The 13,602-nt window shown below is 44.4% G+C and carries 10 protein-coding genes; all 10 read left to right on the top strand.

Going from position 1 to position 13,602, the window contains the following annotated elements:
• Nucleotides 1-88 precede the first annotated feature (88 nt).
• On the top strand, nt 89-1,534 hold the full coding sequence (locus tag A8C75_RS00915) for an undecaprenyl-phosphate glucose phosphotransferase (RefSeq protein WP_227819799.1): 1,446 nt from the start codon (nt 89-91) through the stop codon (nt 1,532-1,534).
• Nucleotides 1,535-1,799: 265 nt separating this feature from the next.
• On the top strand, nt 1,800-2,876 hold the full coding sequence (gene wecB, locus A8C75_RS00920; RefSeq protein WP_067376789.1) for a non-hydrolyzing UDP-N-acetylglucosamine 2-epimerase: 1,077 nt from the start codon (nt 1,800-1,802) through the stop codon (nt 2,874-2,876).
• A 93-nt stretch (nt 2,877-2,969) separates the two neighbouring features.
• Entirely contained in the window at nt 2,970-4,253 is a 1,284-nt protein-coding gene (gene wecC / locus A8C75_RS00925; RefSeq protein ID WP_067376792.1) for a UDP-N-acetyl-D-mannosamine dehydrogenase, read from the top strand.
• Between the two features lie 66 nt (nt 4,254-4,319).
• A complete protein-coding gene (locus tag A8C75_RS00930) occupies nt 4,320-5,849 on the top strand; it encodes a lipopolysaccharide biosynthesis protein (protein WP_067376795.1) in 1,530 nt (509 codons plus the stop codon).
• Nucleotides 5,846-6,913, top strand: a complete 1,068-nt coding sequence (locus A8C75_RS00935; protein ID WP_067376798.1) for an NAD-dependent epimerase/dehydratase family protein — start codon at nt 5,846-5,848, stop codon at nt 6,911-6,913. The genes A8C75_RS00930 and A8C75_RS00935 overlap by 4 nt, the downstream gene beginning before the upstream one ends.
• A gap of 20 nt (nt 6,914-6,933) precedes the next feature.
• Entirely contained in the window at nt 6,934-8,670 is a 1,737-nt protein-coding gene (locus A8C75_RS00940) for a thiamine pyrophosphate-binding protein (RefSeq protein WP_067376800.1), read from the top strand.
• A gap of 7 nt (nt 8,671-8,677) precedes the next feature.
• Nucleotides 8,678-9,841 carry a polysaccharide pyruvyl transferase family protein gene (locus tag A8C75_RS00945; protein WP_067376802.1) on the top strand — a complete coding sequence of 388 codons (1,164 nt, stop codon included), beginning with the start codon at nt 8,678-8,680 and terminating at the stop codon, nt 9,839-9,841.
• Nucleotides 9,842-9,857: 16 nt separating this feature from the next.
• A complete protein-coding gene (locus A8C75_RS00950; RefSeq protein ID WP_084783627.1) occupies nt 9,858-10,799 on the top strand; it encodes a glycosyltransferase family 2 protein in 942 nt (313 codons plus the stop codon).
• A 324-nt stretch (nt 10,800-11,123) separates the two neighbouring features.
• On the top strand, nt 11,124-12,470 hold the full coding sequence (locus tag A8C75_RS00955) for a hypothetical protein (RefSeq protein WP_157890190.1): 1,347 nt from the start codon (nt 11,124-11,126) through the stop codon (nt 12,468-12,470).
• 18 nt (nt 12,471-12,488) lie between these two features.
• Nucleotides 12,489-13,589 carry a glycosyltransferase family 4 protein gene (locus A8C75_RS00960; protein WP_067376811.1) on the top strand — a complete coding sequence of 367 codons (1,101 nt, stop codon included), beginning with the start codon at nt 12,489-12,491 and terminating at the stop codon, nt 13,587-13,589.
• Nucleotides 13,590-13,602: the final 13 nt, after the last annotated feature.

Genomic DNA, 13,602 nt, shown 5'->3' on the forward strand with positions numbered 1-13,602 from the left:
ACGAAGTGGTAATTGGTAAGCCGTAGCTGACAGCTCTCAGCTCTCAGCTGTCAGTTCCGCTTTTTCGCCTTGTTACGAGATGGACTTCATGAATGCACAAGCACCCATAACGCCCGACATGCGCCTGCACCAGAGTGCATCCGTTAGCCTGGGCAGCAAGGCATCGGCACCCTACCGTACGGGCCTGACGTTCTGGATTCACTGGCTGGTGGCCACGGGGCTCAGCACTACGCTGCTCTGCACCCTTACCTGGCTCAAGACAGACACCATCGATTCGCATTATCGCGTGCTGGCCATTATTGCGACGCTGGCGTCTGTGCCGGTGTACACGCTGTTTCGCGTGTACCGCAAGAGTGACAAGGCGCTGTCTGGCCTGGTGCCGCTGGCGGCGGCCTGGTCCACCTTGCTGCTGAGTCTGGCCGCCGTGGCGCTGCTGACCAAAACCGGTGAAGATTACTCCCGTGAAGTACTGCTCAGCTGGGCCGGCATCGGCTTTTTGCTGCAGGCGGGCGCCTATATACCCTTGCACAGCATGGCGCGGCGCTATTTCCGCCAGCAGCGTGCAGAGCGCCGGGCGCTGATTATAGGCACCGGTGATCTGGCCCAGCGCCTGGCGGAAACCCTGGTGCGCCGGCGCCATGAACCGCTGATCGGGCTGGTGGCCCACAGCGATGAAAAGCCCGAATTTGAGGGCTTGTATCCGGTGATCGGCGAAGCGGCGCACCTGCGCGCACTGATTGCCGAGCATGATATACGTCGCCTTTACCTGGCCCTGCCGGCCAGCGATATGGAGCTGATCGAAAGCCTCTATGTCGATCTGCTCGATGCCAATGTCGATGTCGTCTGGATTCCGGATCTGGCGAGCCTGGTGATGCTTAACCATCAGGTATCGGATGTGGGCGGCATGCCCGCCATCCATCTGAACGAGAGCCCGCTTACCTCCTACCCCACCGCCGCCATTCTGAAAGCGGCGATGGATCGCAGCGCCGCCTTGCTGGGTATTCTGGCGCTGAGCCCGGTACTGGCCGGCGTTGCCCTTGCCGTGAAGCTCTCATCCCCAGGCCCCATCATCTTTCGCCAGCCGCGCCACGGCTGGAACGGCGAAGTGATTGAAGTGTGGAAATTCCGCTCCATGCGCGTGCATCAGGACAAGGTCGTAAAGCAGGCATGCAGGGAAGATCCGCGCATTACCTCGGTCGGCGCCTTTATCCGCCGCACATCCCTGGATGAGCTGCCCCAGCTGTTTAACGTGCTGCAGGGCAGCATGTCCCTGGTAGGCCCGCGCCCCCATGCCGTCGCCCACAACGATTACTACACCGGCAAGATCGATGCCTATATGGCGCGTCACCGCATCAAGCCCGGCATCACCGGCCTTGCCCAGATCAGCGGCGCCCGCGGCGAAACCGAAACCCTGGACAAGATGGAAAAGCGCGTCGAGCTGGATCTGGCCTATATCAACAACTGGTCGCTGTGGCTGGATATCAAGATTCTGATCAAGACGCCCTTTACGTTGCTGGGGAAAGAGATTTATTGAGTCTTTGCACTCCGGTCGTGAGTGGTGTGATTGGTAATTGGTAATTGGTTCGCTCGAAGCGCCCATGCCGACTGCTCTTACGAATGACTATTTACGAATGACCAATTACGACCCGTAAGCCGTAAGCCGTGAGCTCTAAGTAGCCCGGAGGGCTACGCATGGGGCCGTAAACAAACACATTTTTACTTTTCACCCTGAAATAATCTCGAAGGGAAGCAAATTGAAAACTCTTTGCATTTTTGGCACCCGTCCTGAAGCCATAAAAATGGCGCCTCTGACTCTGGCCCTTGCGGCTGATGAGCGTTTTGATGCCAAGGTCTGCGTTACCGGCCAGCACCGTGAAATGCTCGATCAGGTACTGGATCTGTTTGCCATCAAACCGGACTTCGACCTGAACATCATGAAGCCGGGTCAGGATCTTACCGATGTCACCACCGCCATCCTGCAGGGCCTGAAGCAAGTATTCAGCGAGTTCAAGCCCGATATGGTGCTCGTGCATGGCGATACAGCCACCACTTTTGCGGCGAGCCTGGCGGCCTATTATCAGCAGATCCCGGTCGCGCATGTGGAAGCAGGATTACGCACTGGCAATATGTATTCACCCTGGCCGGAAGAGGGCAATCGCAGGCTGACAGGTGCGCTTGCCAATCTGCACTTTGCGCCCACCGAAACCTCGCAGTCTAATCTGCTGGCTGAGGGCGTTGATTCGAACAGCATTATTGTTACCGGCAACACGGTGATTGATGCCTTGCTGGATGTGGTTGAACGCTTGGATAAAGATGTCGCTCTGCGCGAGCAAGCGGCTGCACCCAGCGCCTTTCTGGATGCTGAGCGCAAGTTGATTCTGGTAACTGGGCACCGCCGCGAAAGCTTTGGCGGGGGCTTCGAGCGTATTTGCCAGGCGCTCAGGGATGTAGCTACGCAGCACCCGGATGTGGGTATTGTTTACCCTGTACACCTCAACCCCAATGTACGCGAGCCGGTCAATCGTCTGTTAAGCGATATCGGCAATGTGCATCTGATCGAGCCGCTGGATTACCTGCCCTTCGTCTACCTGATGAGCCGTTCCCACATTATCCTGACAGACTCCGGCGGTATCCAGGAAGAGGCGCCATCACTGGGCAAGCCGGTACTGGTAATGCGTGATACCACCGAAAGGCCGGAAGCCGTGTCCGCAGGCACGGTAAAACTGGTGGGTACCGATAACGCCAATATAGTGCGCGAGCTGAATCTGCTGCTCAACGATGAGAATGCCTATAGTGCCATGAGCTTTGCCCATAACCCCTATGGGGATGGCAAAGCCTGCCAGCGCATCATCGAAGCGCTATTGGCGAATATTTAATCTACTGCAAGCTTCCTGGGCCGCTTCTCGCAGGAGCGGCGCCGCGCCGCGAATTGCGCAATTAACAATCTCCGCGAACATTAAGAGTTTTCCATGCCTTTCGATACTATCTCCGTTATTGGCCTTGGCTATATTGGCCTGCCTACCGCCGCTGTTTTCGCCTCCCGCAAGAAAAAAGTTATCGGCGTCGACGTTAACCAGCATGCCGTTGATACCATTAATCGCGGCGAAATCCATATCGTTGAGCCGGATCTGGATATGGTGGTGCATGCTGCCGTTGTCGAAGGTTATCTGCGCGCCACCCTGGTTCCAGAACCTGCGGATGCCTTTCTGGTGGCGGTTCCGACACCCTTTCTTTCCAATGAAGAGCAGGGTGATCATCAGCCCGACCTGCGCTATATAGAGTCTGCCAGCAAGGCCATTGCCCCGGTACTGAAAAAGGGCGACCTGGTGATTCTGGAGTCCACGTCGCCGGTGGGGGCCACCGAACAGATGGCCGCCTGGCTGAGCGAGGCACGGCCAGACCTTAGTTTCCCGCAAACCCATGGTGAAGACTCTGATATCCGTGTTGCTCATTGCCCAGAACGCGTACTGCCAGGCCATGTACTGCGTGAACTGGTGCAGAACGACCGTATTATCGGTGGCATGACCGCCAAGTGCTCCGCCGCCGCCGTAAGCCTGTACAAGCTGTTTGTGGAAGGTGACTGCGTAGTCACCAATGCCCGCACCGCAGAAATGGCCAAGCTGACTGAAAACAGCTTCAGGGATGTGAATATCGCCTTTGCCAACGAGCTGTCGATGATCTGCGACAAGCTGGATATCAACGTGTGGGAACTGATTCGCTTGGCCAATCGCCATCCGCGCGTCAATATCCTTCAGCCAGGCCCTGGCGTGGGCGGGCACTGCATCGCCGTGGACCCCTGGTTTATCGTTAGCCAGGCACCGGAACAGGCCAGGCTTATTCGTACTGCTCGTGAAGTGAATGACAGCAAGCCTGAATGGGTGATCAACAAGGTCAAGCTGGCGGTAGCCGACTTCCTGCAAGCCAACCCGGAAAAAACAGCCAGAGATGTGACCATCGCTTGCCTGGGGCTGGCATTCAAGGCGGATATTGATGATTTGCGTGAAAGCCCGGCATTGGCCATTACCCAGCAGATTACAGCAACGCATCCTGGCCCGGTGCTGGCGGTTGAGCCGAATATCGAGCAACTTCCGAAAAAACTGGAAGGGACTGTTCAGTTGAGTGATTTGGATAATGGCTTGGCAGAAGCAGATGTATTGGTGTTACTGGTAGACCACCGGGAGTTCAAAGAGGTGCAGAGTAGAGCCTCTTGTAGCCTGCACGTGATAGATACCCGTGGTGCCTGGTCCAATTAATTGAGGCAACATGTTTTCAGGTCTGGCTACTACGAAGAGTGATTCAATGTACGACGTTCTTACATAATGCGTAATAAAAAAATACTTCAAAACACGTTGGCTCTTTATGCCCGCCAAGTACTTATAGTTCTAATCAACCTCTATGCACTGCGCGTAGTATTGAATGCACTTGGCATTGAAGATTATGGCATATACAGCGTAGTAGCAGGTTTCGTTACCTTATTGACCTTTCTACCGGGCTCAATGGCCTCGGCAACGCAACGCTTTTTTTCATTTGCTATGGGGCAGGAAAATACAGAGAAGCTCAAGCAAACTTTTTACATGAACTGGCTACTGTATGCCGCTATTTCACTAGTGGCCTTTCTTGTTCTTCAAAGCATAGGTCTGTGGTTTATCACTGAACACCTGAGCATTCCAAGTGAGCGGTCGGCCGCTGTAGTCAACTTATATCATCTTGTTGTATTCAGCTTCGTCGCTTCGGTTTTTTCATCGCCGTTTATTGCTATTTTGATTGCTCATGAAGACATGCATATCTATGCATTGATATCGGTTATCGAAGCAATCATGAAACTCACCGCTGCCGTGTTGCTGGTCTACGTAGAGGGGGACGCACTTGAACTGTATGGTAGATTCCTACTAATCACGGGGATAGTCACGACTGCTGCCTATATCACCATCTGCCTGAGGAAGTACGCAGAGTGCCAGTTCACAAAGGTCTACTGGAACAAGTCTTTGCTAAAAGAAATTATCGGGTTCACTAGCTGGACATTATTTGGTCAGTTAAGTACCGTGTTCAGAAACCAGGCTATAACCGTTCTTGTCAACCAAACGTTCAATCCTGCAACAGTTGCCGCAAGGGCTATTGCAATAACCGTTGCGAACCAGGCGCTGGTCTTCTCTCAGCATTTAAATACAGGACTGTATCCGCCCATCATCAAGTCCTATGCAGCGAACCAGAAGGAAGATATGTTTAATCTCATTCTGAATGGTTCAAAGCTGACATTCTTTCTGATGTGGGTTTTTGCTTTGCCTATGCTTATAGAGATGGAAACCATCCTGACGCTCTGGCTGAAAACACCACCACCAGAGGCGGTACTCTTCACTCAATTAGCACTGGTAGAATCCTTGATCCTGTCATTTAGCTTGCCGTTGGCCACTGCGGCAAGAGCACCGGGTAAGATGATGCTATACGAGCTAACGCTTGGCAGCATCCAATTGGCGATTTTTTTTACATCTTGGTTTGTTCTGCAGGACGGTTATCCTGCATCTTCTGTTTTTATCGTAGCGATAATTGCCAATCTATTGATGTTTAAAGTTAGGCTTTTGATCGTGAAAAAGCTTGTCGATCTGCGATTAACACCTTACTACATGAAAGTATTGATCCCAATCAGTTTGGTCACCTTTTTCTCGGCGATACCGGCGCTTGCTCTAAAAAACTGGCTGGATAAGGGGCTTGTCGCTTCTGCGTTAGTGGTACTGGTGAGCGTGGCAGCTGCAACACTGTGCATGTATTACCTTGGGCTGGATAAATTATGGCGTAGTAAAACAAAAGAGATGGTAATGCGTCGCGTATTCAAAGTTGGGACTAATGCATGAAAATATTGGTGATGGGTGGCACAGGAGCCATGGGTTTTCACCTTGTCAGTTTTCTGGCTAAGCAGGGAAATCAAGTCGTGGTTACATCGCGCACGCGGTCCGGGCGTGATGGTAATGTTGAATACGTGACCGGCAACGCGAGAGATGAGCGTTTTATTACAGGCCTGTTGAATCAACATTGGGATGCAATTGTAGACTTCATGGTTTATTCAACGCAGTCATTTCAGCATCGTTACAGGCAATTGCTGAATGCAACAGGTCACTACATTTACCTGAGTTCATCTCGGGTTTATGCCAACTCAGAGCAGCCAATCACAGAAAATTCCCCGCGCCTGCTGGATGTTATAAAAGATCAAGCATATATCGAAACCGATGAGTACGCTTTATCAAAAGCCAGGCAAGAAAATATACTCTTCGAGTCAGCGCATAAAAACTGGTCAATTGTTCGCCCCTACATCACTTACAGTGATGAGCGTCTGCAACTAGGGGTACTGGAGAAAGAAGACTGGCTTTACCGTGCGCTTCGTGGAAAAACCATCGCTGCATGCCGTGATATTCAGTCGAAAAAAACAACGCTGACGTTTGGGGAGGATGTTGCTAAAGGAATGGCGGCCATTCTAGGACAACCAAGTGCACTGGGTGAAGCCTTTCACATCACCTCGGACACTTCTATTAGCTGGAGTGAAGTGTTGGATACATATATGACCGTGCTAGAGGCATACTTGCAGCACAGGCCTACAGTAACCCTGCAGGATCTGGACAGCTTCATGCAATGGCGCTCCGGTAAATACCAGATAATTTACGATCGTCTTTACAATCGCCAATTTGATAACGCTAAAATAGACCGGTACATCGATAGATCTTCATTCCTAGATCCGCGAGTTGGTTTGGCTCAATGCCTTGAGAGTTTTATTACCTCTAAAAATCCTCAATTTAAAGTACTGAACTGGCGTGAAGAAGGGATAAAAGACCGGATGTTCGGTGAGCGAATGCCTATTACTGCTATACCAGGCCTCAAGCAGAAAGCGAAATACTGCATTTCAAGATTCTCGCCCTTTGCATAAAAAATTCAGTGGATGATAGAATGGCATTCTTATATACAAATGAAAAAAACGCACAGGTTATCCTGTGTCTTTTGAAAGCACATAACATAAAACATGTGATCGCTTCACCTGGTACTACCAACACTGCGCTGGTTGCCAGCATGCAACAAGATCCTTTCTTCATCATGTATTCATCAGTGGACGAACGTTCAGCGGCTTACATGGCCTGCGGTTTGGCCGCTGAACTGGGTGAGCCGGTTGTAATTAGCTGTACCGGCGCAACAGCATCACGCAACTATCTGCCGGGGCTGACCGAAGCGTTCTACAGAAAATTACCGGTACTGGCAATAACTTCTATGCAGTCCTTTACAAAGGTTGGGCACCACGTAGCTCAAGTGATTGACCGCAGTTCAGTACCCAAGGATGCTGTAAAATTGAGTGTATCATTACCTATTGTCAAGGATGATGACGACCTTTGGGATTGTGAAATAAAAGTAAACAAGGCCATATTGGAACTGAAACATGCAGGTGGAGGGCCGGTACACATCAATCTACCCACTACCTATACAAAACCCTACGGAACAAAAGAGTTACCGGCCTACCGGGTTATTAATAGAGTTACCGTGCATGACAGTTTTCCGATTCTGGAAGGTAAGATAGCCGTATTTGTTGGCTCACACAAGCAATGGTCCGATACTGAAATAAAATCACTAGAAAATTTTTGCTTACAGAACAATGCGGTCGTTTTTTGTGACCATACCAGTGGATATTATGGTAAGCACCGTTTGCTTTATTCCCTAGCTGCAGCACAAAGCATGCTTGATAAAACTGACTATCGCCCCGATATATTAATTCATATTGGCGAAATTTCTGGTGATTATGCAACTCTTAATATGGCTGGGAAGCAGGTCTGGCGAGTCAGTGAGGACGGTGAAATACGAGATACATTTCATCGTCTACGCTATGTGTTCGAAATGCCTGAAAAATATTTTTTCGAACATTACGCTACCGGCAACCTTGAAGAGGATGGTTATTACCAGCGTTGTCATCAGCACTTGGACTCCATTCGTGCCAAAATTCCGGAATTACCGTTCTCTAATGTCTGGCTTGCTTCCAAGTTAGCTCCTCATATTCCACCAGAGTCTACAATCCACTTTGGTATTCTTAATAGTCTCAGGTCGTGGAACTTTTTTGAACTTCCAGCTACGGTTACAGCGGCTTCCAATGTAGGCGGTTTCGGTATTGATGGTGGGCTTTCGTCTTTAGTGGGAGCCTCACTGGCAAATAGCGAAAAACTCTATTTTGCAGTTATTGGTGACCTTGCATTCTTCTATGATATTAATGTGTTGGGCAACCGGCATACCGGGAAAAACCTGAGAATACTACTGGTCAACAATGGTAAAGGAACAGAATTTCGGCAGTATAATCATCATGCTGCCTATTTTGGTGAGCAGGCTGATGAATATATTGCAGCAGCAGGACATTTCGGAAATCAGTCACCGACCTTGGTCAAGAATTTGGCCACTGACCTTGGTTATGAATATATGACAGCTTCGTCGAAGACGGAGTTTGAGAATTGCTATGAAGGATTCGTGACATCAGAAATACTGGATAGGCCGATCGTATTTGAAGTATTCACCGATAGTACACTCGAGAGTGAAGCGATCGAAAGAATTCAAACCCTCGTCTCGAGTCCTAAAGGCAAGACTAAAGAGCGGGTCAAGAAAATTCTTGGACCAAAGGGTATTAGCACTTTAAAAAAATTAGTCAAACGGTAATGCTGAGATGAAGATCGCGATCTTGACCCAGCCTCTGGGGAAAAACTACGGTGGAATGATACAAGCATTTGCATTGCAAAAAGTGCTTAAAAAAATGGGTCACGAAGTGGTTACCATCGACAGACAGGCCGCCGATCGTGGCATGGTACATGACAGCCTGCGCTTGATGTATCGTGGTATGAAAAAAATAACAGGTAAGAGAAAAGCTCCAGTTAATATCGAACGATATTACCCGCTGATTTTTAAGAATTCACATAGTTTTATTGATAATAATATTAATCTAACAGAGCGTATTTGTTCTACTCAAAATCTTAAAAAGCATTTTTTGAACAATTCATATGATGCAGTAGTGGTTGGCAGTGATCAGACTTGGCGTCCTAAGTACTCACCGGATATCTATAATTTCTACCTCGACTTTATGGATGGAGAGAATGTGAAGCGTGTCGCCTATGCGTCATCATTTGGCGTAGATAATTGGGAATACTCAGCGGAGGAAACAAGAAAGTGTGCTGAGCTTGCTCAGAAATTTAATGCAATATCCGTTCGCGAAACCTCAGGTATTGAATTATGTGATAGACATTTAGGGGTAAAAAGTGAGTGCGTATTAGATCCGACCTTACTGCTTGAGAAAGAGGATTATCTTGAACTTATCGGTGATAGATATAATAAGGAGGCTGGGGAGGGAGTGTTCACTTACTGGCTGGATGGGAGTGACGAAAAACGTGCCGTTAGCGAACAACTAGCTACTCATTTGAATACGTATACCTACCAGTGCCAGGCAAAGCTAGGTTTGAGCAGCTCGGCTAGCAGTAAACTGGAAGATTATATGATGCCACCGGTAGAAGATTGGTTGGCGTCATTTGCTAATGCTGAATTTGTATTGACAGACTCTTTCCATGGAATGGTCTTTTCCATAATTTTTGGAAAGCCATTTTTTGTAATTATTAATAAAAAAAGAGGAGCGGCTCGATTCAATTCACTACTAGGAAGGTTGGGTCTTGATATGTGTTCGCTTGAAAGTACGAATGAGCTTTTTAAACTTGCAATATCAAAAGATTTTGACTTTATAACAGCGATTGAAAAATTGGAATCACTGAAAGAATTTTCTAAGTTGTTTTTAATAGAGAGCTTGAATGAAAATAATATTGTTGGTATTTCAGTTAATCAATGAAGATTAAGGTTAAAAAATGATTAGTGTCGTTGTTATAACTAGAAACGAAGCAGTAAATGTAAAAAGGACTCTTGAATCGTTAGTCGATTCACGAATTAGTGAAGTTATTGTGTCTGACTCCAACTCGACGGATAATACAGGTGAGGTTGTAAGGCTCTATGCTTTAAGTGATAAACGCGTATCTTTCTTTTCTTACGATAATTCACCGTTTACGGCGGCGCGCGGTCGTAATGAAGGTGTAGCTAGAATTAAAAATATGTCTAGCTATATTCTTTTTCTTGATGGTGATATGGAATTACTTCCTGGTTTTTTAAATAACGCAATATCGGAACTTGAAAATAATAAAGACATCGCGGCTGTGGCAGGGCAGATGCATAACTATTTTTATGATGATTCTGGATATTTAGCTAACAAAGAGTTAGACGTCTATGATTTGACGAAAAACATACCTGGTGGTGCTTTTCTTATTAGAAAGAATTTGTTCTTAAATGTTGGAGGATTTAACTCTGATTTAGTTGTAAATGAAGAGTCGGAACTTTTCTTTAGACTTTCAAGAAAAGGGTTTTTATTCAAAAGAATATTCACGCCTATGATAAATCATCATACAGAAGTCCCTACTTCTGGAATGAGGTTGAAAGATCGGTTGAAAGATAGAAAAATCACCGCTCTTTCAAAGAATTTTATTGTTTCCCTTAGCTCCCCAGCATATTTTTTTGAATTTTTAATGAAAAATCGTTATACTTTTTTATATTCTCTAGGGATTATTGTTTCAATGGTTTTTGTTAGTGCTGGAATTATGAATATTGGGGTTTATTTATTGTTTTTAATTTTTTTGTTTGTTTCTTTTATGGTTAAGAGCTTTAGAATTTCATTTAATTATCTGGTATACGGCTTCGGTTTTTTGTTAGGGCTTGTGTTTGATGTTATTGATAGGACAAAGCGGGTAATTCTTAAATGAGTGGTGCTTTTTATAATTTAATATGAGATTAAAATAAATATCATAGATGGGCTTTATTCACGAGAAGGTTTGCATAGAGTAAATCACGATTGACTCAGCTATAAGCTAGTCTTAAGTATCGCACGATACTGGTCGGAATAGTATGCAGATATAATAAAAATCTGTCGCGGTGATATATATGAAAATGAGTGGTCTATTCTTAATTTTTTTTGTGATAGTGTTCACTTCAATTTATGGAAATAAGCTGTCTTTAAGTACTAAATATTTCTGGTATTTATTAACTGGTGTGACTTAATATAGACTATATTTAACTAGCAATATCATATGGGTGATCGGTCACGTCCTAATAATGTTTTTGTAAATCCGTTAAAATTTACCACCTTATATTTACCAGTATTTTTAAGGCTAGTTATGTTGATTAGAAAAGCTATTTTTCTGTTTAATTTTTTTATATTTTTGTCACCGTTAAGGAATCTCAGTGTATTTATTTCACCGCTAACTCTCATTCTTTTTGTAAAGAAACTTAGAGTAAAAGATATTCTCATCTTTTTTTTGTGGGGTATTATTTCGATACTTTCGTTTATTGAGCTTAATGGTGTGATTGTTTTAAACTACATTGTTTCTTCACTTCTTCTGTTTCCGTTCTTATTTTTACTTATATTTCATCGTTCGTTTTTCTCTAGTTTGACATCTTATCGAGTAGATCAGTTTTTATGTTTTTTCTTTCATGTTTTGATTATAAATGGAATTGTCGGTTTAATTCAGTTCTCGATTAATCCTGCGGATGATTCTGCTATCGGTTTCTATGGTCGTTCCGGATTGCAGATGCACGGTTTAGCAATTCTTTATGTTTTTTCATTTGTATATTTTTATACCTCCGATAGCAAGTATTTTAAAATAAAGAGTTTTTTTTCTCTGGTTTTTTTTGTGACTTGCTTCTACGGGATAGGTTTAGTTGTCTTCTCATTGTCACTTTTGTTGGCGATTATTATTTCCTCAAAGAATAAGATAAGAGCAATTTTTTATGTAATGGTTTTGTTTTGTTTTATGGCTTTTGTTATCTTTCATGTTAATAGGTCAGCTTTCTTTTATAATATTAATAATATCGTTGTTTTTTTTGGTGCTGTAGTTTCTGTTTTTGATAATAGTCATTATTATGATTATTATGTACCAAGGAAAATTTTGGTCTTTATTAATTATGTCGATATGGTGCGTGAAAATCCTAGCTTGTTTGTAACAGGAGTAGGGGGGGGCGGATTTAATTCTAGAGCTGCATTTTTGCTTAATGGTGATTACTCGTCTTTATCTTTCTTGCCCACTTCGGTTACAAACTATCATTTTAAATATGTAATGCCGTTGTGGTCAAAAGAAATACTCTCTCAGCAGTATCAAGATGGTAGTATGAATCAACCGTTCTCTAGCTTTCTTTCTATCTTGGCTGAGTACGGTTTTCTAGGTATTGCTTTCATTGTTTTCATGCTTTCTAGGTTAAGGAGTTACGTTTTAGGTTTATTGGATTACTCTGATGATTTAAATCGTTTCTTTATAAATTTTATTATAATTTTTGTTTTTATTATTGGCTGTTCTGATAATATATATGAATATCCTGAAATTATATTTCCTTTTTTTATAGTGGTTTTTTGGCTTTCAAAAAAACGAAAATCAGTTTGATATAAAACTTGAGGATTTATGAAGAAAGTTCTTTTCCTATTCCAGCTACCACCACCAGTACATGGTGCGTCAGTGGTGAACCAAACTATTAAAGATAGTCAGATTTTTAATGATAATTTCAATGCATATTATTTTAACATATCTCCAGCTAAAGAGATTTCCGACCTTGGTAAATTGAATTTAGAGAAAATACTTTCTACCTTTTCTATCTTGGTTCGGGTGATTTTTACATATATTAAATTTCGCCCGGACCTTGTTTACTTGACGCTTAGTCCACATGGTGCGGCGTTTTACAAAGATGGTCTTATTGCTCTGTTGATTAAATTAATGAGAGGACGTTGTGTCTTTCATATGCACGGGAAGGGTATAAGCCGAGAGGCTGAGAAAAGTAAGGTCAAAAAATGGCTTTACAGGCTGGTATTTAGGGGGGTTGATGTAATCCATCTATCGCCAAATTTGTTTAATGACATTGAGTCTGTTAGGGATAAAAAAAAGAGCATCTATGCAGTGGCTAATGGTGTTGAACCGATCAAGCCGGAGCAGTTTAAGAGTAAAGATGAAAAAATAACATTCCTGTATTTATCTAATCTCATTCGTTCGAAAGGGGCGGACGTACTAGTTAAAGCAACCACTCTGATACCTGAAGGGTATCAAGAAAAATTTCAGGTTAAAATTATTGGTAAAAAAAGTGATCAAAAATACTTGACCGAGATAGAATCGATTATAAAAAAACATTCACATAATAATATTCATATTCTTGGGCCGCGCTATGATGACGACAAGTTAAAGGAGTTAACATCGTCTCATGTTTTTGTATTACCTACTCGGTTCAAGAATGAGTGCTTCCCGCTTTCAATATTAGAGGCAATGTCAGCAGGGTTGGCTGTAATATCTACAAATGAAGGAGCGATTACTGATATTGTTGAAACGGAAGTGAATGGTGATATTATTCCCGACTGTACGCCTAATTCATTGGCAAAAGTAATGATTAAATATATTGAAGACAGACAGTATTCAGAATCGTGCTCAAAGAAAAGTTTAGAAAAATTTAACCGTGAATATACAATAAAAATATTTGAAAATAATATGATATCGACTTTAACGGCTTTAGCCAAATAAGATTGGCATATCA

The sequence above is a fragment of the Marinobacterium aestuarii genome (genome assembly GCF_001651805.1).
GTDB classification, from domain to species: domain Bacteria; phylum Pseudomonadota; class Gammaproteobacteria; order Pseudomonadales; family Balneatricaceae; genus Marinobacterium_A; species Marinobacterium_A aestuarii.

Coding starts and splice junctions, on each gene's coding strand:
- A8C75_RS00945 (WP_067376802.1), top strand. CDS start 8,678: ATGAAGATCGCGATCTTGACCCAGCCTCTGGGGAAAAACTACGGTGGA.
- A8C75_RS00955 (WP_157890190.1), top strand. CDS start 11,124: ATGGGTGATCGGTCACGTCCTAATAATGTTTTTGTAAATCCGTTAAAA.
- wecB (WP_067376789.1), top strand. CDS start 1,800: ATGGCGCCTCTGACTCTGGCCCTTGCGGCTGATGAGCGTTTTGATGCC.
- A8C75_RS00935 (WP_067376798.1), top strand. CDS start 5,846: ATGAAAATATTGGTGATGGGTGGCACAGGAGCCATGGGTTTTCACCTT.
- A8C75_RS00940 (WP_067376800.1), top strand. CDS start 6,934: ATGGCATTCTTATATACAAATGAAAAAAACGCACAGGTTATCCTGTGT.
- A8C75_RS00930 (WP_067376795.1), top strand. CDS start 4,320: ATGCGTAATAAAAAAATACTTCAAAACACGTTGGCTCTTTATGCCCGC.
- A8C75_RS00915 (WP_227819799.1), top strand. CDS start 89: ATGAATGCACAAGCACCCATAACGCCCGACATGCGCCTGCACCAGAGT.
- A8C75_RS00960 (WP_067376811.1), top strand. CDS start 12,489: ATGAAGAAAGTTCTTTTCCTATTCCAGCTACCACCACCAGTACATGGT.
- A8C75_RS00950 (WP_084783627.1), top strand. CDS start 9,858: ATGATTAGTGTCGTTGTTATAACTAGAAACGAAGCAGTAAATGTAAAA.
- wecC (WP_067376792.1), top strand. CDS start 2,970: ATGCCTTTCGATACTATCTCCGTTATTGGCCTTGGCTATATTGGCCTG.